Source organism: Akkermansiaceae bacterium (assembly GCA_019634595.1).
GTDB lineage: Bacteria > Verrucomicrobiota > Verrucomicrobiia > Verrucomicrobiales > Akkermansiaceae > Luteolibacter.
The window spans coordinates 85,316-109,020 of sequence record JAHCBC010000001.1; the positions used below are offsets into that span (position 1 = coordinate 85,316).

At 64.6% G+C, this 23,705-nt stretch carries 22 protein-coding genes; 9 read left to right on the forward strand and 13 right to left on the reverse strand.

Going from position 1 to position 23,705, the window contains the following annotated elements:
• Positions 1-117: 117 nt before the first annotated feature.
• The 3 genes from KF712_00410 to KF712_00420 form a co-directional block, all read right to left on the reverse strand.
• Positions 118-435 carry a Dabb family protein gene (locus KF712_00410; GenBank protein ID MBX3739420.1) on the reverse strand — a complete coding sequence of 106 codons (318 nt, stop codon included), beginning with the start codon at positions 433-435 and terminating at the stop codon, positions 118-120.
• 22 nt (positions 436-457) lie between these two features.
• A complete protein-coding gene (locus tag KF712_00415; GenBank protein MBX3739421.1) occupies positions 458-832 on the reverse strand; it encodes an NADH-quinone oxidoreductase subunit A in 375 nt (124 codons plus the stop codon).
• A gap of 107 nt (positions 833-939) precedes the next feature.
• Positions 940-1,191, reverse strand: coding sequence for a hypothetical protein (locus KF712_00420; GenBank protein MBX3739422.1), 252 nt, complete (start codon positions 1,189-1,191; stop codon positions 940-942).
• A 281-nt stretch (positions 1,192-1,472) separates the two neighbouring features.
• Between KF712_00420 and KF712_00425 the strand changes: the two genes are divergently transcribed.
• Positions 1,473-1,742: a type B 50S ribosomal protein L31 gene (locus tag KF712_00425; GenBank protein ID MBX3739423.1), complete on the forward strand. Its 270-nt coding sequence runs from the start codon at positions 1,473-1,475 to the stop codon at positions 1,740-1,742.
• Between the two features lie 404 nt (positions 1,743-2,146).
• Positions 2,147-2,914, forward strand: a complete 768-nt coding sequence (gene hisF, locus KF712_00430; protein ID MBX3739424.1) for an imidazole glycerol phosphate synthase subunit HisF — start codon at positions 2,147-2,149, stop codon at positions 2,912-2,914.
• Positions 2,915-3,284: 370 nt separating this feature from the next.
• Here the strand turns inward: hisF and KF712_00435 are convergent, their stop codons facing one another.
• From KF712_00435 to KF712_00465, 7 genes are all read right to left on the reverse strand, one after another.
• Complete coding sequence (locus KF712_00435; protein ID MBX3739425.1) at positions 3,285-6,296, reverse strand: UvrD-helicase domain-containing protein; 3,012 nt, start codon at positions 6,294-6,296, stop codon at positions 3,285-3,287.
• A gap of 108 nt (positions 6,297-6,404) precedes the next feature.
• Positions 6,405-7,751 carry a c-type cytochrome gene (locus KF712_00440; GenBank protein ID MBX3739426.1) on the reverse strand — a complete coding sequence of 449 codons (1,347 nt, stop codon included), beginning with the start codon at positions 7,749-7,751 and terminating at the stop codon, positions 6,405-6,407.
• Between the two features lie 230 nt (positions 7,752-7,981).
• The gene (locus KF712_00445) at positions 7,982-9,436 is read right to left on the reverse strand and encodes a HAMP domain-containing protein (protein MBX3739427.1); all 1,455 of its coding nucleotides are present in this window, start codon (positions 9,434-9,436) and stop codon (positions 7,982-7,984) included.
• Positions 9,433-10,083 carry a response regulator transcription factor gene (locus KF712_00450; GenBank protein ID MBX3739428.1) on the reverse strand — a complete coding sequence of 217 codons (651 nt, stop codon included), beginning with the start codon at positions 10,081-10,083 and terminating at the stop codon, positions 9,433-9,435. The genes KF712_00445 and KF712_00450 overlap by 4 nt, the downstream gene beginning before the upstream one ends.
• A 351-nt stretch (positions 10,084-10,434) precedes the next feature.
• Entirely contained in the window at positions 10,435-13,206 is a 2,772-nt protein-coding gene (locus KF712_00455; GenBank protein ID MBX3739429.1) for a PD-(D/E)XK nuclease family protein, read from the reverse strand.
• Between the two features lie 271 nt (positions 13,207-13,477).
• Positions 13,478-13,705 (reverse strand): 30S ribosomal protein S21, encoded by a 228-nt coding sequence (gene rpsU, locus KF712_00460; protein MBX3739430.1) that lies wholly within the window; start codon positions 13,703-13,705, stop codon positions 13,478-13,480.
• A gap of 125 nt (positions 13,706-13,830) precedes the next feature.
• Entirely contained in the window at positions 13,831-14,721 is an 891-nt protein-coding gene (locus KF712_00465) for a LysR family transcriptional regulator (protein MBX3739431.1), read from the reverse strand.
• Positions 14,722-15,010: 289 nt separating this feature from the next.
• Between KF712_00465 and KF712_00470 the strand changes: the two genes are divergently transcribed.
• The 7 genes from KF712_00470 (at position 15,011) to KF712_00500 (ending at position 20,444) form a co-directional block, all read left to right on the forward strand.
• Positions 15,011-15,475 carry a hypothetical protein gene (locus tag KF712_00470; GenBank protein MBX3739432.1) on the forward strand — a complete coding sequence of 155 codons (465 nt, stop codon included), beginning with the start codon at positions 15,011-15,013 and terminating at the stop codon, positions 15,473-15,475.
• Positions 15,476-15,480: 5 nt separating this feature from the next.
• Complete coding sequence (locus tag KF712_00475; GenBank protein ID MBX3739433.1) at positions 15,481-15,879, forward strand: hypothetical protein; 399 nt, start codon at positions 15,481-15,483, stop codon at positions 15,877-15,879.
• A 365-nt stretch (positions 15,880-16,244) separates the two neighbouring features.
• On the forward strand, positions 16,245-16,688 hold the full coding sequence (locus KF712_00480; protein MBX3739434.1) for a hypothetical protein: 444 nt from the start codon (positions 16,245-16,247) through the stop codon (positions 16,686-16,688).
• 3 nt (positions 16,689-16,691) lie between these two features.
• Positions 16,692-17,069, forward strand: a complete 378-nt coding sequence (locus KF712_00485) for a hypothetical protein (protein ID MBX3739435.1) — start codon at positions 16,692-16,694, stop codon at positions 17,067-17,069.
• A gap of 37 nt (positions 17,070-17,106) precedes the next feature.
• Positions 17,107-18,294: a 1-acyl-sn-glycerol-3-phosphate acyltransferase gene (locus KF712_00490; protein ID MBX3739436.1), complete on the forward strand. Its 1,188-nt coding sequence runs from the start codon at positions 17,107-17,109 to the stop codon at positions 18,292-18,294.
• 112 nt (positions 18,295-18,406) lie between these two features.
• A complete protein-coding gene (locus tag KF712_00495) occupies positions 18,407-18,985 on the forward strand; it encodes a hypothetical protein (protein MBX3739437.1) in 579 nt (192 codons plus the stop codon).
• Between the two features lie 286 nt (positions 18,986-19,271).
• Complete coding sequence (locus KF712_00500; protein MBX3739438.1) at positions 19,272-20,444, forward strand: fatty acid desaturase; 1,173 nt, start codon at positions 19,272-19,274, stop codon at positions 20,442-20,444.
• Positions 20,445-20,844: 400 nt separating this feature from the next.
• On the opposite strand, the gene KF712_00505 is transcribed toward KF712_00500, so the two are convergent.
• The 3 genes from KF712_00505 to KF712_00515 all read right to left on the reverse strand — a co-directional run bounded on the left by KF712_00505 (position 20,845) and on the right by KF712_00515 (position 23,684).
• Positions 20,845-22,158 carry a hypothetical protein gene (locus KF712_00505; GenBank protein MBX3739439.1) on the reverse strand — a complete coding sequence of 438 codons (1,314 nt, stop codon included), beginning with the start codon at positions 22,156-22,158 and terminating at the stop codon, positions 20,845-20,847.
• Positions 22,155-23,357, reverse strand: coding sequence for a hypothetical protein (locus KF712_00510; protein ID MBX3739440.1), 1,203 nt, complete (start codon positions 23,355-23,357; stop codon positions 22,155-22,157). Before KF712_00510 ends, KF712_00505 begins: the two co-directional genes overlap by 4 nt.
• A gap of 63 nt (positions 23,358-23,420) precedes the next feature.
• Positions 23,421-23,684: a serine kinase gene (locus tag KF712_00515; GenBank protein ID MBX3739441.1), complete on the reverse strand. Its 264-nt coding sequence runs from the start codon at positions 23,682-23,684 to the stop codon at positions 23,421-23,423.
• Positions 23,685-23,705: the final 21 nt, after the last annotated feature.

A 23,705-nucleotide genomic window follows, 5' to 3' on the forward strand; every position in this document is an offset into this window, starting at 1 on the left:
CGGGGTGCGGAAGTTGCCTAGAGCGGCGCGGGGATTCAAGCCCGGATCGTGCCAAATCCATCACTTTTACGGATTCCGAGGCACAAATCCGGGTCCGGGATACCCACCGGGGAATCTTCAGGAGTATTTGAGGTTCTTGGAGGGATCCAGCTCGAAATCCATCGCGAAGTGGGACGTCGTGTTCGGTTTGATGAACTTTTCCACCAGCTTCAGGTGGTGGGCGCTGTCCTGGGTGATGCGCAGCTTTTCCAGGGAGTCCACCTCGATGGCGATGAAGAACGGCCACGGGGAGGACGGATCGATGTTGCGGCCGGAGCGGACGTTGAGCACCTCCGGGATCTTCAGCAGCAGGCTGCGGCTGTTGCGGACCAGCGACTCCATCGTCTCCGCGTCAGCGTCCGGCTTGAGCTGGAAAAAGACGACGTGGTGGATCATCGGCGGTTCCTCCGGGGCACCCTCAGGATTTCCAGTTCAGCGCGCCTTTTTTCAGCGCATAGATGTAGGCGAAGACCAGGATGCCCGCGAAGCCGGCCATGCTGGCCAGTGCGGTGGGACCCTGGTGGGTCACCAGGTCACGGAACTGGACGGCCCATGGATACATGAAGACCACCTCGATGTCGAAGATGACGAAGAGCATGGCCACCAGGTAGAACTTGATGGAAAAGCGCGGCGCGCCGTCGCCGATGGGGAGCATGCCGCACTCATAGGCGCTGTCCTTCGTCTTGTTCGTCCTGGCGGAGCGCCCGAACACCACGCTCAGCGTCAGGGTGACGGCGGCGAAGCCGATGGCGATGAGGATCTGGAAAAGGACGGGAAGGTAGTCGGTGGGCATGCGTGGCGGGACTGCTGACGGTGTACCCGCGAATGCCGGGCGTGGGTAGAAAAAAAACCCGCGCCGTGTGGAGCGGCGCGGGTTTTGCCAAAAGTTGGAAAAGCGCTTCAGCCTTCCTGGGCTTCCTGGGCGGCGGCATAGGCGCTGGAGGCCTCATGGACGCGGGAAGTTCCCTTGTATTCCTTGCCGATCTTTTCGACCAGACCGCGGGTCACCAGATTCTGAAGCTTTTCATAGGCACGCAGGCGGAGCATCTCTTCGCCACCGCTGACCGCATTCCGAACCTTGAGGTTTTCGAAAACCCGTTCGAAAAGGTCGTTGAATCCGAATACTTTCTTCTCGGAAAGTACCGTCACCAGCTCATCGGTGACGTGATCGGGGAGGCGGCGTGAGAACCTGGTACGTTTCGTGGTGGTTGCCATAACGGGGTCAGAGTAGCACACCGGACCCGGAAAGCGACTCAAAAAATAAGCGGCCGTTTGATGGATGAACGGATTTTCAGGAAAACGCACGATATCAACGCCTTTGGCACCTGTCATGCTATATTTCGCGCATGAGACCTTGACAGAACCTCCAGTTTTCCTAATTTCCGCGCCCTCCCCGCCGCGTCGGCAACGTGGCGGGACGATCCATCATCCCCATGAAAAAGGACCTCCATCCGAAATACAACCCGGTCGTCTTCGTTGACATGACCACCGGCACGCGCTTCGTGTCCCGCTCCACCAAGTCTTCCGACAAGAAGGAAGTCATTGATGGCGTCGAGCACAGCATCATCTCCATCGGCATCACGTCGGACTCCCACCCGTTCTTCACGGGCCAGAAGCAGTTCGTCGACACAGAGGGCCGGATCGACAAATTCCAGAAGCGTTTCGGTGCGGTCCGCCGCGTCGGAAAGCCGAAGCTGGACTGATCCCCGCTGCAAGCTTTCTCCACAAAACGCCCGTCCGCTCCGCGCGGCCGGGCGTTTTGCTTTTTTGGGGGCGCGCGCGGGATGAAACGTCACCTATGAAAGGCAGGGACGGTTTTCCAAACCGTCAGGCAGGGGCAATGCCTGCCACCCTGCGGTGGCCCTTTTCCGTGTGTGTCTCCTTTTGATGAAACCGGGGAGGATTTTCAGGAAACCGGAGCCATGGGACGATGGAACATCCACCCCGCCGGACGGTTTGGAAAACCGTCCCTGCCGCACCGTCCGGATAACGGGCGAAACCGCCCCGCGGGCCACGGCCACCCCTCCCGTTTGAGAAACCCGCGGCCACCACACGGTGGGCGGGCGTTTTGCTTGGCGGGAGGCGTTTCCCGCGCTTTGTTCCTCCGGTGCTCGCGAAACGAATCATTCCCTGCCTCGATGTGACGGACGGCCGTGTGGTCAAAGGCGTCAACTTTGTCGATCTCATCGATGCCGGGGATCCGGTGGAGGCTGCCATCGCCTACAACGCGCAGCAGGCGGATGAGCTGGTGTTCCTGGACATCACCGCGTCATCGGACAACCGCAACACCATGGTGGACGTGGTACGGCGCACTGCGGAGCAATGTTTCATCCCGCTGACGGTGGGTGGCGGCATCCGCAGCGTGGAGAACATGCGGGAGATGCTGCTGGCCGGTGCGGACAAGGTGGGGGTGAACACCTCCGCCGTGACGAATCCCGGCCTGGTGGATGAGGGGGCGAAGATTTTCGGCAGCCAGTGCATCGTCGTCGCCATCGACGCGAAGCGCGAGGGACCGGGGAAATGGGGCGTCTATACCCACGGCGGGCGCAAGCCGGTTGGGCTGGACGCCGTGGAGTGGGCGAAGGAAGTCTGGCGGCGCGGCGCGGGGGAGATCCTGCTCACCAGCATGGATTCCGACGGCACCCAGGCCGGCTATGACATCGAGCTGACGGCGGCGGTGTCCTCCGCGGTCGGCATCCCCGTCATCGCCAGCGGCGGCGCGGGGAATCTCGACCACATGGTGGACGTGCTGGAGGCCGGGAAAGCGGACGCCGTGCTGGCGGCGAGCATCTTCCACTTCGGCAAGCACACCGTCGCGGAGGCGAAGAAGCATTTCGCGGAGAGAGGCGTGCCGGTGCGGCCGTGGGTGGGGTGATCTTTCAAGCGTAGCGAACCTCGTGAGAGGTTCGGCGGGGTGGATGTTTTTTAGGAAAAAGGCTCCGGTTTTTCTTGGACTTCCCCGCAGCCGGACTGGGACCGCGGAATTCATTCCGCTTGGCTTCGCATGTTGTCTGGATTCTCCGGGGCGGGATGAATTGCCTCCGGCCATCCGGTTTGGCTGCGCAGAAAAGGAAAGCTCGCTATCTCTCGCTCTGGATTCCGCGGTCCCAGTAAGCCATCCATGCGTAGCGGATCTCGTGAGAGATCCGGCGGGGTGGATGTCTGTTAGGGGAATGGCTCCGGATTTTTGGGGACTTCCCCCCAGCCGAAGGTCTCACGACCTTCGCTACCCCGTGATCCACCACCTACGCCGCGATGATCTCCCCCAGCGAGCTGGACACCAGCAGGCACTCGACGGTGGTGCCGGGGTAGGCGTGGTCGATCATGAGGCGGTAGGTTTCCATCTGGCCGGCGTAGCGTTCGCGCAGTTCACCGGCGCTGGTGACGGTGTCGGTCTTGAAGTCGATGACCTCGACGCGGACGGGCAGTCCGGTGGCGTCGGTGTGGACGTGCAGGCGGTCGACGGTGCCGCTGAGCCACTTTCCGTCGATGACGGCTTCGACCGGTTGTTCGCGGTAGAGGTGGACGTGGCGGCCGTCGCGGCGGAAGAGGTCGCGGAAGGCGGGGAGCTTCAGCAATGAGGCGACGCGGGCGGCGGCGTCGCTCTGCGGGGCGGGCGGGGCTTCCTCGTCGATCCAGCCGATGTGCTCGAAGGCGGCGTGGAAATCATTTCCGAAACGCAGCGCACCGGGGGACGGCATGACGTTGGACGGCGGCTTTGTGCCGCTGGGGGTGGTGCGTTCGCGGCGCGGGACGGCATCCCCCAGCGGGGTGTCCCCGGCGGCGGTGGGACGTTCCCCCAGCAGCGGGACGGTCTCCACCCAGTTCACGCCGCCCCAGCCGATGACCTCTCCGGCTTCCCCGGTGGAGCCGATGGAGGTGGCCAGCCAGTTGGCGAGCGACGCCTTGTCCTCGGTCGCGTTTTTCGCGGGTGGCTCCAGCAGGACGTAGAGGCCGCGCTTTGCCCGGGTGAGGGCAACGTAGAGCATGCACATGGCCTCGTAGCGTTGGTCGGCGGCCCAGCGTTCCTCCGCCTCCCGCATGGGCGGGAGGAGCTGCCGCGCCCAGGCCGCGGGTGGTTGGCAGAGCCAGCCGGTGTCCTCCGCGACGGTGAAGTTCTGCATCTTCGGCACGGGGTCCTTCGGGACGTCCGGCAGGATGACGACGTCGAAGCCCAGGCCCTTCGACTTGTGGATGGTCATGACCTGCACCGCGGCCACGCCCGGACTCTGGGAAACCTTCAGCCGGTCGATCCAGTCCGCGGCCTCCCGCGGGGTGGTGCCTCCGCCCGCATCGAACGCGGCCAGCGCGGCGATGACATCCCCGGCGCGGCGGTGGCCGAAGGACGACCACGCGTCCCAGCACGGCCCGATGATTTCCTCCATCATCCCGGCGAAGCCCTTGCGCGCGGCGAGCGCGAGCAGCCCCTCCCAGATGGCGTTCTCATGCTCGCGGAACCGCTCGCGCAGCACGGCGGCCAGCGGCGACATGACGATGATTTCCCATGAAAAGGGATCGGCGGGATTGGCCAGCCAGTTGAGCAGGGCACCCATGGTCACGCCCACGGGGTTGTCCTTCGCCGGTTCGCGCTGGCCCTCCTCGATGACGTCGAAGCCGGCGGCGCGCAGCTCGTCGGCCACCTCGCGCACCTTGTCATTGCTGCGGACCAGCACGCCGCAGGTCATCGCGCGGGTGCCCACGCCCAGCTCCTCCAGCAGCTCCGCGGTGCGCAGTTTCCGCGCGTCCCAGTTGCCGGTCGTCTCCACGCGGGACTCGCCGCGTTTCTCCGGCACGGCCAGGCGGGCGGCGGGGTAGTGGTCCTCCCACTGCCAGCGTCCGGCGGCTTCGCCGAAAAGCATCCTCAGCGTCTCCGCGTCACCGCACACCCGGTTCACCAGCGCCAGCACCTCCGTGCAGGAGCGGTGGGACTCCGCCATGGTCTCGATGGCCAGGCCCTCGCCGAAGCGTCCGATCACCTCGTCGAACAGGCCGACCTGTCCGCCGCGCCAGCCGTAGATGGCCTGCTTCCGGTCACCGACGATGAAAAGGCTGTCCTGGTCATCCGTGGCGGCCTCATCCACCAGCGGGAAAAGCCCCGCCCAGTCCGCGCCGCTGGTGTCCTGGAACTCATCCAGCAGCCAGTGCTCATAGCGGGCGTCCAGGCGGTAGTCCACCGCCTCACGGCGCAGCCGTCCCTGCTCGCTGGAGGCCCACTGGCCCATGAGGATCTTCACATCGTCAAAGTTGAGCAGCCCCCGGCGGCGCAGGCGTTCCTCGCACAGGCGGTCGAAGGCGGACACCACGTCCCGGATGGCGCGGGTGCGCACCATGGCCGCCGCCATCTCACAGTGCGCGGCCAGCAGGATCATCTCCCGCAGGCCCTCCCCGGAGATGCCGCCGATGACGAACATCTTGTTCGACTTCACCTCCAGCACGGAGGCTCCCTCCGCCATCGCCTCGCAGACGTTCTTGAAAAGCGTGCCCGCCTTGTTGAGGCCGCCGCCGGAGACGGTGTGGCGTTCCAGGGCATCGACCATCGACTCCATCGCCTTGCGCTGGCCGCCGTGGGTGTAGGTGATGGAGTCCAGCCCGCGGCGGATCTTCGCGGCCAGGGTGGACTTTTCCTTTTCCCATTGCTCATGGCTGGCGGCGGCGAGGATGGCGGGCGCCCACTCCCGGCGGGCGGCGGTGCGGTATTTCCCCAGCCACTCCTCCACCAGCTCCAGCAGGTTCCGCGCGACGCCGGCCTCCTCCCGGCCGATGGTGGCGCGGCGGAAGACATGCAGCAGTTCGTCCATCGCGCCCTCCTCCAGCGGCCCGGCCAGGATTTCATCCAGCATCTCGTCCCGCAGCGCCTCCGCGCGGGCACCCTCCATCAGCTCGAACTTGCCGCCCGTCAGGCCCAGCTCATACTGGAACCCTCGTACTACCTTGGAGAAAAAGCTGTCCATGGTCCCCAGCGTGAAGCGGGGCAGCGCGCGGACGATCCTGCGCAGCGCGTCGCCGAAGTCGGCGTTGGGGATGTCGATGTCATCGCGCAGGGCGTCCGCCACCGTTCCGTCGGACGCGGCGGTGGCCAGCTTCATGAGGACGGAGTCCGCGAACTCCCCCGCGGCCTTCCGCGTGAAAGTGAGGGCGACGATCTTCTCCGGCTCATGCCCGCGGGCGACCAGGCCGATGACGCGGTTCCCCAGTTGGTAGGTTTTTCCGGAACCGGCGGATGCCAGGATGAGCAGGTTTTTTTCGAGGATCTTCATCCGCCGCCACTGTGGAGGCTCGGCCCGCCGATGTCACGCTCCGGGGGGCGGAGCGTTCTGTGGAGTGGGGGCCGTGGCGGCGGATGAATTTCTGCCATCCCCACCCGTTCAATCGCCATAATTGAACGGGTCGGAAAATCGGGTGTCGGTGGAAAGCGCGGTGTCGGTGAGGGTGTTGAGGAAGGCGACCAGCGCGGCCTTTTCCTGCGCGGTCAGGTTGAGGCGGCGGGGCGGGCCGTTGGGTCCACCCGCGCGCAGCGGCGGGGAGAGGTTCGGGTGGGCGACCACGCCGGAGTTGTAGAACTCCACCACCTCCGCCAGCGTGGCGAACCGCCCGTCGTGCATGTAGGGCGCGGTGAGGGCGATGTTCCGCAGGGAGCCGACCTTGAACAGGCCCTCATCCTGTGCGCGGCCGGTGATGGCGCCCACGCCCTTGTCCGTGTAGGGATTCTCCAGGCCGTTGTTGTTGATGGCGGGGCCGGGCACGAAGTTGTCGGAGCCGTGGCAGGCGGTGCAGTTGCCCGCGCCGTTGAAGATCTGGCGGCCCTGGTTCTCCTGCGCGGTGAAGTTCGTGAAACCCGTCGCCACGCCGACGTCGAACTTCGTCTGGGTGGAGATGATGGAGCGGACGAACTGGGCGAGCGCGCGGGAGATCTTTCCGGAGGTGACCTCCGGGCTGCCGAAGGCGTCGTTGAACAGCGTGGCGTAGAACGGCTCCGCGGACAGGCGGGTGACCAGCGTGGGGAGCGTCATGCCCATTTCCACGGAGTTCTGGATCGGCTCCAGCACCTGGATCTCCAGCGTGGCGGAGCGTTCGTCCCAGAAAAACGCGCCGCGTTCATACCAGCGGGAGTTGGCCAGACCCATGGAGTTGCGGTCGGTATGGCCGCCGTTGAAGCCGGTGCTGAACCGCGCCGGATCGGAGAAGCCGTGGGCCTGCTGGTGGCAGGAGGCGCAGGAGATGGTCTGGTTGAGCGAGAGCCGCTTGTCGTAGAACAGGACCCTGCCCAGCGTCGCGCCGGAGTCCGTCACGCCATTGGCCGCCGGGGTGTTGTCCTGTCCGACGATGGGCTGGACGAGGAACCGCGCGGGGAGGGTGGGGGCGGCGTAGTTCGCGCGGGTGGAGGGGAGCAGCAGCGCGAGAGAGACGTCGTCCTTCGGCACCACGCGGGTGGGGTCATAGCTGGCGCGGTAGAAGAGAGTGCCGCCGGACTGGAGCGCCACGTTGCGGTTGATGTTGCCGTTGTAGATCTTCCACGTGCCGACGTCCGACCATGTCTTCAGGTCCGGCGAACTCTGGATGAGGTAGGAGTGGTTCTCCGGATCGGAAAGCGCGAGCCGGACGGTGGTGCCACCGGCAGGCTGGGTGAGGCGGAGCGCCGCGCCGGACGGTAGCTGTGCGAAGGCCGCCGGGACCATGGCGGCCACGATGAGGGTTTGGCGGATGGGTTTCATCACCCCGCCAGCGTCCGACAACGAACATTAAGGAAGTGTTAATGGGGGAGGGAGGTGGGAAGATTTTTTGAACATCGAACATCGAACGTCCAACATCGAAGGATGAAAGGAAGAGGGGGTGGGAGGGGTAGGGATGGATCACTGGGACCGCGGAATTCATTCCGCCCCGGAGAATCCAGCCATGCGAAGCCAAGCGGAATGAATTCCGCGGTCCCAGTCCGGAAAATTCGCTACTCCACCGGCAACGTCACCGTGAACACCGTCCCATCTCCGATGACACTGGCCACCGCCAGCGAGCCACCGTGCGCATCCGTGATGGCCTTGCAGATGGCCAGGCCCAGGCCGGTGCCGCCGGTCTTCCGGTTGCGGGACTCATCCGCGCGGTAGAACCGCTCGAAGAGATGCGGCAGATGCTTTTCCGGGATGCCGGGGCCGCGGTCGGTGACGGTGAGGATGGCGGCGTCCGCCGTGGCGGAGGTGGCGATGATGACGGGCGAGCCGCCATGCGCGATGGCGTTGTTCAGCAGGTTGACGATGACGCGCAGCACGGACTCGGAATCGGCGGGGCAGGGTGCGGGGGAAAGATCACGGACGATGGTGATGCCGTGTTCCTCCGCGGCACCGGAGACCAGGGAAATGGCTTCCTCCGCCAGCTCCGCGAGATCGCACGGCGTGCGGGCGGCGGTGACGGCGCCGTTGTCCAGCCGGGCGAGTTCCAGCAGTGCCTGCGTGAGCGACTGCATGCGCTTCGCTCCGCGGAGGCTGGCCTCGAACATCTCGCGGTACTCAGCCGGTTCGCGTTCGCCGCGCAGGGCCATCTGCGCCTGGGAGATGACCACGCTCAGCGGCGTGCGGAGTTCGTGGGCGGCGTCCGAGGTGAAGCGTGCCTGTCTGGCGAAGGAGGCCTCCAGCTTGCCAAAGGTATCATCCAGCAGCGCGGCCAGCTCGCCCAGCTCACTGCCGTCCCGTGGCAGGTCGATCCGGCGGTCCAGGCGGCCTGCGGAAATGTCGGTGGCGGTGGCGCGGATGGCGGCCAGCGGACGCAGCGCGCGGGAGGTCATCCACCAGCCACCGGCCAGGCCGAGCAGGAGGATGCCGGACTCGATCCCGGCGAGCACGAGGGCGTAGTGCCTGAGCGATGCCTGTTCCGCATCCAGCGGGCAGCCGACCAGCAGGCACTCGCCCTGCGGCATGAACATGAAACGCTCCCGGCGGTTGGCCACCGTGCGGGTGCCGGACGCCTCCGTGGTCGCGTCTCCGCGGGACGGCGGCTGGAGGTTGGCGGGGGAGTTGTCGGAGCGGTCCAGCACGCGGCCTTCCGGATTGAAGGTCGTGAAGTAGTGGGTGTCCTTGAACAGCGCCCGCTCCGCATCGCTGAAGCGGAGTTCCGGCGGGCGGCCACCACCGCGGCGGTGGGGGGGAGGGCCACCGCGCGGCGGTCGGTCGTAGCCGTCATTGCCGTCCTCACCGCGTCGTGGCGGCGGGCCGCCGGGGCGTCCACCCTGGCGCGGCGGCACGGAATCGAACAGGACGGTCAGCCGGCGGTCCAGGTCATCGTCGATGCGTTGCAGGCCCTTCTGCCTTTCATACTGCCACGCGGCGAAGCCCAGCCCGGCCAGCACCGCGGCCAGAAACACGCCGTGCCAGAGCTGGATGCGCCAGCGCAGTGAACGGGTGGGTTTCATTCGATGCAGTAGCCGTGGCCGCGGCGCGTGGTGATGAGTTCGTGGCCGAGCTTTTTCCGCAGGTTGGAAACGTGGACGTCGATGAGGTTGGAGAGCGTGTCATCCGTCTCGTCGAAGACATGCTCGTAGAGTTCCGTGCGGGAGATGACGCGCCCGCGGTGCCTGCCCAGGAACTCCAGCACGGCATACTCCCGCGCCGTGAGGACGACCTCCGCCCCGCCGCGCGTGACCTTCCGCGCGATGGGATCGATCCCCACTTCGCCGATGGCGATGGAAGGCGACGCGCGTCCGGCGGCGCGGCGGATGAGGGCGCGCAGGCGGGCCAGCAGCTCGTCGAGGTCGAAGGGCTTTCCAAGGTAGTCGTCCGCGCCGCGGTCCAGCCCGGCGACGCGGTCCGGTGTCTCCGACCGCGCGGTGAGCATGAGCACCGGCGTTTCCTTCTTCTCCCGCAGGCGGCGCAGCACCTCCAGGCCGTCGATGACCGGCAGCATGATGTCCAGGATGACGGCATCGTAGTTCGTCTCCAGCGCCTTGTAGAGGCCCTCCTCGCCGTCCTCCGCCAGATCGACGGAGTAGCCTTCCTCCCGCAGCACCTTGGCCAGACCCTGGAGCAGGTCGGGTTCGTCTTCGACGATCAGCAGGCGCATGGCGGGAGAGTGCCGGGTTTCACATTAAGGGAAGATGAATCATCAGAAATTCAACGCGATGAGAAGGGCTGGATATTGGATATGGGTTATTGGATATTGAGGGAAAGAAAAGAAGGCGCGCGGGAAATCGGGGGGAGTAAGGAGGGAGGACACTCCTGTCCTCCGGCGGCATTGGCGAATCATATGGGATTCACCGAAAAGGCGCAAAGGGCGCGAAGGAAGAGAAGATATTGGATATGGGTTATTGGAGATTTGGGAAAGAAGGCTGACCGCGAATCCAACGAATCTGGCGAATTTTGAAGAATCTGATTTCTTCTCTTCCTTGGCGAACTTGGCGTCTTGGCGGTGAATCTATCCTTCGTTTGCCGTTGCAGCCGGAGGACAGGAGTGTCCTCCCTCCTTACTGACCATCTCGCGCAGGTCCTTTCCGGCGGCGAGGATCTGGTAGTCATCATACTGGACCTTTTCCGCTGGGGGCCAGAAGACGGACTGGGTGATCTGCCCGGCGATCCACCCGGCGCAGGCTCCGGCGGCGGAGAGATCGTCCATGGTGAAGTCGGACCACTCGTGCAGCTCGACGTCGGCCTCGGTGGAGCCGATGGTGAAGTAGCCGGGGATGGGCATGACGCCGTCGCTCTCCAGCAGGGCGGCGGCGTAGAGCGGGAGCTGGAGGTTGCTCCAGAGAAAGCGGGCGGATTTCCCGCCTTCCTCGCCGTCGTAGAAGGCGGGGCCGTCGGGGTCCAGGTGGGACGGCGGGGCGGATGACGCGGTCATCTTCACGCGGTGTTCCTTCTGCACGGTGCTGACCTTTCCGGTCTTGTAGTCCAGCACGCGCAGGCGTCCGTCGGCGTGGCGGTCGATGCGGTCGATCTTCGCGCTGACGGGCATGCCGCTGATGGTGAGGATGACAGGGCGCTCCACGTCCATGACCTGCCAGCCGGCGGCGCGCTCGTACGCCTGCTTCCGCGCCAGCCAGGCCAGCCTGCTGCGCAGGGACTCCGTCTGGATGCGGATGGCCAGCGGGCTGCGGCGGCCGAACTGATCGAGGATGATGCGGTCGAGCTGGGCGGAGAAGTACGCCTCCAGCGCCTCCGTCTTGCTGTAGTCCCGCGCCTCGGTGTCGCGGCCCCAGGTTTCCAGGATGTCATGGGCGATGTTGCCGAAGTCGCGCGCGCCCCACTCCGCCCGCTCCGGGTCCGGCTGCTGCATGCGGACGACGTGCTTCAGGTAGTAGCGGAACGGACATTTCAGGTAGTCGCGCAGGGAGGTGACGTGGAGCCGGGCCGGTGGGTCCAGCTTGCGCGGCTGCCACTTCCAGTCGGCGTGCCACTGCATGCCGGCCTCCGGCGGCTCGATCCCGCGGAAGAGGGTGCGCACCCGGGCGGGCAGCAAATCTTGCTCCGCAGCGAGCAGGAAGCGGGACGGCAGCAGCGACTCGCCACCGGCGCCGGTCTTCGCGCAGAAAAGATCCACCCGGCCGTCCTTCCGCCTCGCCTCGATCATGGCTTGGAAAAGGAAGGCGTCGCGCGCGCTGCGGTCCTGGTCGGTGGTGAGGCCCAGCTTCTTCCGGATCGTCTCGCTGAGCCATGGCTCGCCACCGCCGCGGGCGGGCACGTGGCCTTCGTTGAGGCCGCAGAGGACCAGGTGCGGCCCCGGTTCGTGGAAAAGCTCCAGCCAGCCCTGGACGTCGATGACGCGGCCCGGGGGCGGCACCGGGGTGGGCGCGGGCAGACCGGCGACCATGAGGTCGATCCAGTAGGCGGTGGGCCGGTCGAGCCGGGAGATGAGGGGCGCGGCCTCATCCAGCCAGGAGATCATGGAAAGCGCCTGCTCCGCCGCCGTTTCTCCGGTCAGGGAGAGGGAGGTCAGCAGCCGCCGGAGGTGGGTGGGGAAATCCGCGCCGAGCAGGGAATGGCGGATGGTTTCCAGCTTGGTCGCGGCGTCCAGCAGCTCGTTCGCGGCTTCCTGCTGGTGTTCCTTGCGGAAGTTCGCCTCCGGGATGCGGCGCTTCAGGTCGGCCACGGTGGAGGACATCCACTCGTTGCGCAGGACGGCCAGGTTCTTCGCCTTCTGCGCGCGCTTTCCACCGACGAGGATGGAGGTTTCCGGCAGGGAAAGGAGATCGGCCAGCACGGCCAGCTTCGGCTCCGCCAGCCACTCCCGCCAGACGCGGAACCACCGGGCGAGGCCGGTGGGCACCCCGGCGGCCGCCGGGTGGAAGGCGGTCCAGCCCGCACGGGTGAAGGCACGCAGCAGCTCCCCGCCGGTGTCCTGGTCCGCGGAGCCGAGCGCGATCTCCGATGACGGGCGTCCGCCACGGGCGACGGCCTCCAGCGCCTCTGTCGCCTGCTGCCGAGGGTCCGCGGTGAGGGTGACGGAGCCTTGCTCCCCCTCCGGCCACGGCAGGATGGCGGCATTCCATGGCTCCGCCAGCGGGCGTCCGATGGGGGTGAAATCATCCGCGCGGGACTCCGGTGCGCCGATGAGCGCGATGACCTCCCCCGGCCATGCGGCCAGCGTGCGCTCCAGCGACGGCGTCATTTCCGGCACCCCGGCCAGGACGATGCGGGCTACGTCTGGCAGCCGCAGGCCCTCCGCCAACACGCGGCTGCGGCTCCGGCACTCCCAGCGGGAAAGGCGGTCTTCGGTGAGCTTTTCCAGCCTGGCCAGCGCCTGCCACCGCTCGCCCTCCGGGCTTTCCGCCAGCACCCATGCGGCGGTGTGGAACAGCATCCCGTTTTCCTGCAGGGAGCGGCGCAGCGCGACCATCTCCGACGCGAGGGAGGACGCCCAGCCGGTGCCCTCGCCGGGTTGTTCCGGAAAAAGGGCGGCGTAGGGCCGCCAGTCGTCGATGGACTCCAGCACCTCCGCCCACGCGACCTCCTCCAGCCAGTCCGGGGCGATGTCCCGCCCCTCCGGCTGCATGAGGGATCCGGGCGTGGTGACCCGCGGCGCGAGGATGGAGCCGCCCGCTTCCGCCAGCATCTCCCGCAGCCGCCGTCCGCTCTGCGCCGTCGGCACCACCACCAGCATGCCCGCCAGATCATGCCTCCGCTCCAGCAACCAGGACACAAGCGGGCGGAGGAAGGGTTCGTCCCAGCCGAGGAAGACACGGTTCAGCATTGCGGGGAGGTTAGGGAAGAGAGTGGGGGATTTTCCATCTTATCCGTGGGGGAATGGAGAAAATCGAGGAGTAGCGAATCTCGTGAGAGATTCGGCGGGGAGGAATCACCATGGGCGGAAAGACTCCAGTCTCTGGAGGATCGGCGTCGCTTTTTCCAAGGACCTCCGCCCAGCCGAAGGTCTCACGACCTTCGCTACGCTCCGGAAAAACAAAAACGGTCACCTTTGTGGGGTGACCGTTTTCAGGACCTGACTTGCGGGACAGGAAAAATTATTCAGCGGACTCGGCAGGAGCGGCGGCTGGGGCGTTGGAATAGCGCCAGCGGACTTTGTTGCGCTTGGAAGCGGAGCGGAGTTTGCGCTGCTTGCGCTCGGTGGGAGTCTCGAATGCGCGGCGGCGGCGCATTTCTTCAAGGATGCCTTCGGTATCCAGCTTGGTCTTGAGGCGTTTCAGAGCACGATCGACCGGCTCGCCTTTTTTCACAACTACTCCACGCATGCGTCGTCTTGGTTGGTTATTGGTTTGTCCCGCAGGTTTGTCAGGGGCGCGGTTTTTAGGTTTGGCCACCCCGGATGTCAAGAAGGATCCCCTGATTTACGCGGTGGGCGGGCGGTTTTGCGGACTCAGAGGGCGATTTTTCCGCTCCGGAGGCCGTCGATGACCTTTTCCGCCTCCCGGACGAAGACGGCGGCCATGTCCGTGGACGGTCCGGCGGTGATGGCGCTGAAGGCGACCTCCGGAAAGCCCTCCAGCGGCAGGGCCTTCAGGCCGGGCGGGAGCGGGGAGCCGGGAATGGCGAAAACGAGGCCCGCGCCGTAGCCCCCGGCGACGAACCGCTCGATGAGGTCCATGCCGGCGAGTTCCAGCATGGGGAACCACTCGATCTTCCGCCGCTGGAGCTCCTCCTGGAAGGCGAGGACGATGGGTTCCGCCTGCGGCAGGGTGATGAGCGGCACGTCGATGCGGTCCAGCGCGAGGATCTCCGCGGCGGTGGCCTGCGGCGCGCTTTCCGGCAGCAGCAGGACGGAGGGGATGCGGAGCAGCGGGTGGTAGTGCAGGTCCGGCTCGTCCGGGCCGTGGCTGGTGGCCAGGCCGAGGTCGATCTTTCCGGCGCGGAGCTGCGCCTTGATGTCGTCGATGCGGCCGGAGTGGAGGCTGAAATGGAAATCCGGCAGACGTTTCCGCACGGCGGTGAGCAGGGTGGGGAGGTAGTCCCGCTGGACGATCTCCGGGCAGGCGATGCGCAGGCCGTGGTCCGCGCCGCCGCGGATGCGGTCCGCCACGGCGGTGAGCTTCGAGAAAAACGGGTCGATGAAGGCGAACAGGGTCTCCCCCTCCGCGGTGAGCTGGAACGGGCGGCGGTGGAACAGGGTTTTCCCCAGGGAGTTCTCCAGTTGCAGGATCTGCGCGCTGATGGCGGGCTGCTGGATGCCATACGGCATCTGCCGCGCCGCCGCGCTGACCCCGCCCGCGCGGGCGACGTGGTAGAAGAGTTCCAGGTGGTGGATGTTCATGGGTGGGGATGTTTAACACCGAACATCGAACGTCCAACATTGAACATTGAACATTGAAGTGGAGGAAGGGTGGAGGGGGATGGATGTCCGGGGGTGGTGTGGGCATTTTTCAAGCGCGGAGAATGGATCACTGGGACCGCGGAATTCATTCCGCTTGGCTTCGCTAGCTGGATTCTCCGGGGCGGAATGAATTCCGCGGTCCCAGTCCGGTCCATCGACTCCATCAATGGTCGCATTGAAACTATCGATTAACGCGATGGACGACGGATCCGCTACAACGCGGGGAGTCATGAATACCCCGCTGCCATCCCGCGTGCATCGCATCCCGCTCTGGCTGCAGATCACCTGCGCCGCGTGTCTGGCGGTCATGCTCCCCGGACACTGGGGCGGTCTGCCGGGTGAAAGGCTGCCCGCCTTTCTGCGCGGCCTGTCCTTTCTCCATGGCGGGCTGCCTTTCCTGGTGTTCTGCGCGATGAGGAAGCTGGGCTACGACCGCCGGGCGCTGGCGGGATGGTTCGTCATCTGCGCCGGGCTGTGCGTGTGCAGTTCCTTCCTGCTGCCTCCGGTGGGTGCCCTGCTGGCGGACCCGCGCACGCCGCGGAACATCAACCAGGTCTTCGGCCTGGAAGACATGAAGCCCCGCCAGTGGGTGGATCCCGGGACCTACGTCTTCCTGTGGATGACCGCGCTGGCGGTGATGGTCGCCGTGCCCGCGCATTCCTTTCTGAACAACAACCGCAAAACCACCACCTGATGCCCATGAAACTACTGCTCCCCGCAATTGTCCTCGCCGTGCTGCCGCTCACCGGTTGCAGCATCATCAACATGGCCGCCGGTCCCGGTGACTACTACCGGAACTATGCGGCGCATAACATGAAGGAGGACCTCGACCGCTCGATCCAGGAGGAACTCCGCAAGGAATCCCCGGGCCATGAGAGGCCGAAGCCGTATTCCCGGGCCCTGTGGAACGAGCACTGGAACGAGAGGCTGGACTACCTCTTCACCAATGTGCCGCACCCACAGTACAGGGGGGCATCGGGTGAGTGGTTCGCCGCCTACATCATCCGGGAGCGGCAAAAGGCCGGATTGCCCGCGATCCGCCTGACTCCGGAGAACCGGAAGAGGTTGAAGGCCGCAGGGATTCCCACGGGGGTGTGATGGGGGCTTACTAGGGGAGGTTCCACAGGCGCGGCAGCGTCATGGAGTGCGGCGGCCCTCCGCCGCTTTGGGGGAGGATGTCACCCGCCAGACGATGTGGGGGAAATCACCACGTCGCGACTTGCGGATGGCGTCTTCTTTTCAGGGAGGTCCCGCCCACGACTGATGGCGGCAGAAGACCGCCGCACTCCATGACGCTGCCGCGTGGTGCGCGCGACCATGGGCGGTGAGACGGGTGGGGTGGCGAATCTCTCACGAGATTCGCTACACACGGAATTCGCCGTCTGCCATCGACCCCATCAATGGCGGCATTGAAACTATCGATTAACGGGATGGACGCGGATGGGATACAAAGGGGAAGAGTCATGAAAAACATCAGCCTGCGTTTCACCTTCGCCGCTTGTGGCATCGTTGTGATCTATGGTCTGGTTGCAGGGGGCGGTAAATACATGGGTTTGGCCCCGCTGTTGCTTCCGGTTGCGATCGTCACCACCCTTCTTTCCTTCAGGCTCAACCGCGTCATCGCGCATGTGCTGAACCTGCTCCCGGTGGCGTTGGTCCTCCCCATTGTTTTTGCCGGCGGGCATGACATTGAATATCTGGTGATGACGGTCGCCTTTGTCGCATCGCCCCTCCTGCTTCTCGGTTTCATCAGCCTATGGTGCTTCGCCTGGTCCGTCAGGGGGACCGGTGAAATGGAGCTTGTCGAAACCCATCTCCCTGGCCGGCGCGCTCCGCTGGTGCTCCCCCAGCCGTCGGCGGAGGACCGCCTGAAGATGAAGAAACCCTCCAACCCTCGGAACCCGTAACCGATGCAAGCTTCCTTCATTCGGAAGAACACCAGTCTCTTGGTTTGCTGCTGGTGTGTGGCGATCATCACCGTGGTGGTGCTCACCATTCCGTCTCTGGGGTTCCTGAATGGAATTCTGGTGTTGCTTTGCCTCATTTCTCCCCTGCTCATTCCCGCCATATACTCATTGTTCCTGCATACGAAGATGGCGCACTGGTTCAATGTTTGGCCGGTTCTGTTTTACACGGCGATCATCGTGATCTTGAGGTTCGGGTTCGAGGGGGTGATTGTCCTCGGCTATTTGTTCAGCCATATCCTGCCGTTTGTTGTCGTCGGCATCATCGGGAGTTGGGCGGCCGCATGGGCATACCGCAAGCCCCGCGATCTTTCCCCGGATTGATCCACATCAACCATCAACTTTCTCCGACCCACCATCCATGCAGTCCCTCATCGTCACGCAACCCTATGAATTCATCCCGCCGCGCTACAGCGGGTTCTGGCACCGTGTCATCCGCTGGATCCTGCCGCGGACGCTGCGCGGGACATATGGCATCTCCGCGGTGGAGTGCGTGGGGGCGGAAAAGCTGCGGGCGTCCCTGGCTGCGGGGCATGGGGTGATGGTGGTGGCGAACCACTGCCGCCCTTGCGACCCGATGGTGATCGACACGTTGGCGGCGGAGGTGCGGAGGCCGTTCCATGTGATCGCGAGCTGGCATGTGTTCATGATGAGCCGGGTGCAGCGGTTCCTGCTGCCGCGGGTGGGGGGCTTCAGCGTGTATCGGGAGGGGATGGACCGTGAGTCGCTGAAGTGTGCGGTCAATCTGGTGGCGGAGGGACGGCACCCGCTGGTGATTTTCCCGGAGGGGATCATCACTCGGAGCAACGACCGGCTGGTGTCCTTCATGGAGGGGACGTCGTTCATGGCGCGCGCGGCGGCGAAGCAGCGGAAGGACCGCGGCAAGGTGGTGATCCACCCCGTGTTCATCCGCTACGTGTTCGGCGGAAATCTGGAGGCGTCCGTGCTGCCGGTGGTGGAGGAGATCGAGCGGCGGCTTTCCTGGCAGCCGCAGACGGCGCTGCCGCTGATGGAGCGGATCGCGAAGGTGGGGCGCGCTCTGCTGGGGCTGAAGGAAATGGAATACCTGGGGAAGGTGCAGGAGGGCACGGTGAAGGAACGGCTGGAGCGGCTGGAGGACCTGCTGCTGTCCCCGCTGGAGAACCGCTGGACGGGGGGACGGCATGATGGGGATGCGATGGCGCGGGTGAAGCGGCTGCGCGCGGCCATCCTGCCGGAGATGCTGACGGGAAAGCTGACCGCACCGGAAAAGGAGGAACGCTGGCGGCACTTCGCGGAGCTGTATCTGGTGCAGCAGCTCCACTGCTACCCGGACGACTACTTCGATGATCCGTCGCCGGAGCGGATCCTGGAGACGGTGGAGCGGTTCGAGGAAGACCTGACGGACCGGGCGAGGCCGCATTTCCCCATCCGCGCGGTGATCATGGTGGGGGACGCCATCGAGGTGCCCGCGGAAAAGGACCGCTCGGCGGAGGGGGACGCGCTGACGGCGCTGGTGCGGGAGCGCATGGAGGGGATGCTGGAGGCGTCAAAAAAGATGCGATCCTGAATATGATAAGGTGAATTTATGATATGGATTTCCCAATCAAATATCTAACGAAAATCTTGATATGTGTGCGGGTGCTGATTAAGTGGATTGCATGGATAGTAGGAGAGTCTTATTGAAAGTGGCCAGTTGGCGTCTGTTTGTCGCTCTGCTTTCCCTCTTGGCGGGGTTGATCATTATCCTGCTTCTTGGTGGCCTCGTCTCCTCGGACAGCGAGGGGGTAAAAGAGGCCAATCAACTCAGGCAGACTACTTTTGATGGGGCGTTGGCGGTGACTCCTTTCATTGTTTTCATTGTAGGATCGATCGGTGGGTTTGTCGGCTTCCAAAGGCGTCTAAAGGATTTGGATGATGAGGATCTGACCCTTCTTTCCGAATCTTGGATTTATACATTGCTGGCTCCTCTGGTAGGAGGGATTTTGGCGGTTCTTCTTTATATAGTATTCTTGTCCGGTTTGTTGGGAGGGGATATATTCCCTTCATTCAGGCAGGATCCGCTGATCGAAAATCAGAAAGTCACGAGGTTCAGCGTGATCTTCAGCACGCATGGGGATTTCAAGGATTACGCGAAGCTGATTTTCTGGGCATTCATCGCGGGCTTCTCGGAGCGGTTTGTGACGAATATTCTCGCCCAGTTCGAAGCGCAATCCGGGGTGCAGGGTGCCGAAAACAGGAGACAGCGTGAAGAAGAGTGATCTGACCCAATGGCCGGAGAGCAGACTATTTCCGGATTTCGGTATCTAAATCGCTTATTTGCAAATGATTGGGTGGCTAGGTAGGTTTGATTGTGTCAAAATTTAACCAGGTTGACGGCTGGTTGCGCTGAACTGGCGGGCGGTTGCGGAGGGCAGCAAATCGCCGAAAGGCAGGCTTGCATCCGGGGGTGGGCCAGCCTAGGTTTCCACGCCCGCAGCGAGCCGCCGGACTTCATTTCCAGCGGCTCGTTTCCATACCGGTCCCTGCGGACGTGCTACCAAACCTATGCATCGCATTCCATTCGACCGAGTCAACTGGATCACCAGCAGTTTCCTCATCGGCACCGCGCTCATCGCGCTCATCGGCGTTCCCATCTACGTCTTCCACCATGGCATCGACCTGTTCCAGATCGCCATGTTCTTCGTCTACCTCTGCTTCACCATGATGAGCATCACGGTGGGTTACCACCGCCTGTTCTCCCACATCTCCTTCAAGGCGAAGTGGCCGGTGAAGCTGTTCACCCTGGTCTTCGGCGCGTGCGCGTTCGAGAACTCCTGCCTCGACTGGTCCTCCGACCACCGCCGCCACCACAAGCACGTGGACCACGATGATGATCCGTATGACATCTCGAAGGGCTTCTTCTGGGCGCACATCGGCTGGCTGCTGTTCAAGCTGAACCCGGAGCCGCCGATGGACAACGTGGCCGACCTGAAAAAGGACAAGCTGGTCATGTGGCAGCACAAGTATGTGCACTGGATCGGCCTCGTCGTCGGCCTGATCATCCCGCCGATCCTCGGCTACGCCTGGAACTCCTGGATGGGCCTCAACCCATGGACGGGTGCGCTGGGCGGTTTCCTCATCGCCGGCGTCGCCCGGGTGGTGGTGGCGCAGCACTGCACGTTCTTCATCAACTCCCTCTGCCACACCGTGGGCCGCCAGCCGTACTCCACGAAGCACAGCGCCCGTGACAGCGCCATCATGGCGTTCCTCACCTTCGGCGAGGGCTACCACAACTATCACCACGAGTTCCAGCACGACTACCGCAACGGCGTGAAGCCATGGCAGTGGGACCCCAGCAAGTGGACCATCTGGACGCTGTCAAAGGTCGGCCTGACCGAGGGACTGCGCCGCGTGCCGGACGCGAAGATCCTGCTGGCGGAAATGCATGAGGCCCGCCGCCGCGCGAACCTCCGCATCGAGGAACTGCGCGCCACCCCGCTGCCGGAAGCCCACGCCGTCGCCCAGATGGCATCGGACGCCGCCCACCGCGCCGCCGAGGCCGCCCACCGTGCCGCCGACGCGCTGCACGAGGTGGTGGAGAAGATTTCCAGGAACTACCACGAACTGGAGGAAGCCGCCGCGAAGCGCGTGGAACTCTCCCGCGAGGTGATGCGTGACTGGCAGGCGGAAACCCGCGCGCTCATCCGCCAACTGCGGGAGACCCCGGCGCTGGCCTGATCTTCCATCCCATCTTTTCCAGGAGCGGCGGTCGATATGACCGCCGCTTTTTTTTGGGGGAGCATCGAACGTCGAACCTCCAACATCGAACATTGAAGTGAGGAGAGGGTGTGGTGGGCGGGTGAGGGAAGTGGCAGGGAGGGAGTTCTGAACGGAGCGCGGACTTCAGTCCGCTTGGCTTTGCATGTGGCTGGATTCTCCGGGGCGGACTGAAGTCCGCAGTCCTAGGCCGGAAGGTGAGCCGTGGGGGAAGAACGGATGCGCAGGGGTAGCGAAGGTTGTGAGACCTTCGGCTGGAGGGAAGTCCGTTGGGGACCGGAGCGTGTTTGCCTGGTGGATCGCCGCGCCGCCGAATCTCTCACGAGATTCGCTACACCCTGGATGCGCTACTTCGGGAATCTCACTTCACCGCGTCACGGTCCTTTTCCGGCAGCGTGGCGAGCCAGGCGGCGGAGGCGCCCTTTGACACTTCATCCCAGTAACGCTTGATGATCCTCATCTGGCGGATGCGGGCGGCGTCGTCCTGGATGGCGGCGGCGATCTTGGTCGCGCCGGAGAAGTCATCCAGCCGCGCGTAGTGGGTGACGGCCTCTTCCTCGAATGCTGATCTGGCGGGACCGTGGTCCAGGGACTGGATCATGTTCGCCGGGCCTTCCCGGTCCTTGAAATACCATTCCTTCATCGCTGCCACCAGTCCGGGACGGGCGGTGGGTTCCTTGAGCGCAGCCCACCAGCGGAAGGCATCTCCGGGGTTTTTCTGCGCCCATGAGCCGATCAGGCGGTCCATCATCCGGTCCTTCGCATCCTCGGAGAGGGTGGAATTTTCGAGGAAGTTGCCCGCCTCTTCCGGCGACTTCTCGGCCATGGAGGAGACGACATCGCCGTAGCATTGTTCGCGCAGTTTCTCGTCGCCACGGGCGTCGATCATGGCGAGCAGCTTGGCGCGGCCTTCCGGGTCGTTGGCCAGGCTTTTGCTCCAGGAGCGGAACATAAAGGCGTGATCCTTGTCCGGCACCTTGCCGAGCATGGCGGCGGCGGCCACTGGGTCCTCCTGCGCCCGCTCGCGCATGAATCTCCGCAGGAGCGGCTGCCGCAACGGATCGCTGCCCGGATCCCCCTCCATGAGCCATTTCTCCGCGGCGGCGGGATCGCGCGTCAGCCAGTCCGCGAAGACATAGGCGTAGCGCATGTTTTTCGTGCGACTCTCCGCGATGGTGGCGGCGGCGGGGTCCTTCATCCCCCACTGGCGGAGGATCTCCCGCGCCAGGGCGGACTGCCAATCGAAGAAGGAACCACCCCTGGCGTCGTCGGTGGCATTCACTTCGCCATGGAATGCGGCGAGTTCCTCCGCGCTCATGGTGGCGAGCAGGGCGGCGGTCCGGGTGCGGAGGATGGAGTCCATCCACGGGTTGTGATGGTCGGAAAATTCGCGCCGCAGTTCCTCCTTCAGAGCCGCCAGTTGTTCCGGCGTGCGGGACTGCGGGGTGATGGATGCGGCGGATGGTCGTGGCGGCATCGACGGGTCCGTGGCGCCGTCCGCTCCGTTGGTGCGGGCCGCAGCGTCGCGCGGCGGAACGGAGGAATCCCCACGGGAGGCGGCGGCGTGCGATGGGCCTGCGTGAGGCGCTTTCAAAGCGAGGCCGTAGCCGACCAGCGCGGCGATCCCACAGATGGCGCCCAGCGTGATGCCGGATCTGACGGCGCGCGCGTTCAAGGCGTGCCTCCTTTCCGCAGCATGGCGCTGATATCGGCGGGGGCGGTGTCCAACCAGCGGGCCGCGGCCTGCGGATCGGCGGCTTGCCAGGTCTGCCAGTGGCGGGTAAGTGCGTCCCTGGCGGCATACACCTCCGGTGGGGTCTCCGGTGTGCTCCCGGGACTGTTGACCTCCGCGGCGAGGAATCCGGCGACGAGGTCGTTGCGGCCCGCCTCGATCCATTTCGGGGACTCGGTGGCGAACCACCCGCGCGCCTCCACCGGTTCGTTCATCAGCCAGAAGCCGTAACCTTTTTCCCACTGCGGGCCGTTGGGCAGGTGTCCGTTGGCAGTGGCCCAGCGGAAGACTTTGGCCGTGTCCTTTCCTTCCAGGTTGTCGTCCAGCAACTGCTTTTCCAGCCATGGGATCTTCTCCTTGCTGGCGGCGGTGATGGCTGCCTCGAAGTCGTTGTAGCCCCAGGAACGGAAGAGAAGGGCATAGACCCAGGAGCGTTCCTTCAGGTCGGTGCGCTTGCGCAGTTCCTCCAGCATGGTGTCGCGCCGTACCACATCTTCGATATGGCCGATGGCATACCAGCCGAGGAGGTCGCCGCGCTTGTCCGGATAGCGCTCGGCATTCTCAAAGACATTCTCCGGCGTCCACTGTTTGACGATCATGTTGCGGGCGAGGTGGCCGCATTCCTTGTCATCCTTCACGGCGCGGTAGGCCGCGTCCGGGTCCGTCCGCATCCAGGCGGTGAGCACGCCACTGACAGCGGTGTTCTTCTGCTGCCGCTGGGTGTAGGTCATGGCGTCGGCCAGCGCTGCGTGCGGGTCCATCTCCGCCCAGTGGAAGTAGAGTGCGGCGGTGAACTCGTTCCACTCCTGCATGGCTGGCCATTTCCTTTCGTCCAGTTGCTCGGCTTCGGCATGGTCGCGCAGCAGGCGGGCGGCCTCCGGCATGCGGTCGGCGGGGATGCGGGAGATGATGGAAAGCAGGTCCGTCTTGGCCCCCTTGCCACGGAGCAGGTCGGTGAGTTCCCGCACCGGGTCCCCGATCCTCCGCGGCCGGGGATCGTCCGTTCCGCGCTGCGCGGCTTTCCATTTCAGCAGGCGCTGCGCGGAGGTGGCGGAGTCCGCGGGTGAGCCGGCGATGTAGCCCGCCGCCCCGCAGCCGAGGACGAGCAACGCGTGGAGGGTGAAACGTGAGGTGCGGGACATGGGGAGATACGGCAAGGGGGAAGTCAGGGTGGACACTCTCGTCCCCTGGTGGGGAACAGCAGATCAGTCGATGGGGTAGGTCTCAGTGACATATCCCTCCGTCCAGTGATCTTCGTCCAGTGCATATTCTTCAACATGGAAACCCCGGCGATCTTCATCTTCCAAGGCATTCACAATTTTGGAATGTTCGCAAAACCCCGGCTGGATTTTGAGGCGTTCGACGGCTGCTACCGCTGCCTCACGACTCCGGTAGACCCCGATCATCTTCACCTCATCCTCATCCCCATTGAGAATGTTCAGATGCTGTACTACGAATACGGATTCCATGATGGATACCGTGTTCCCTGC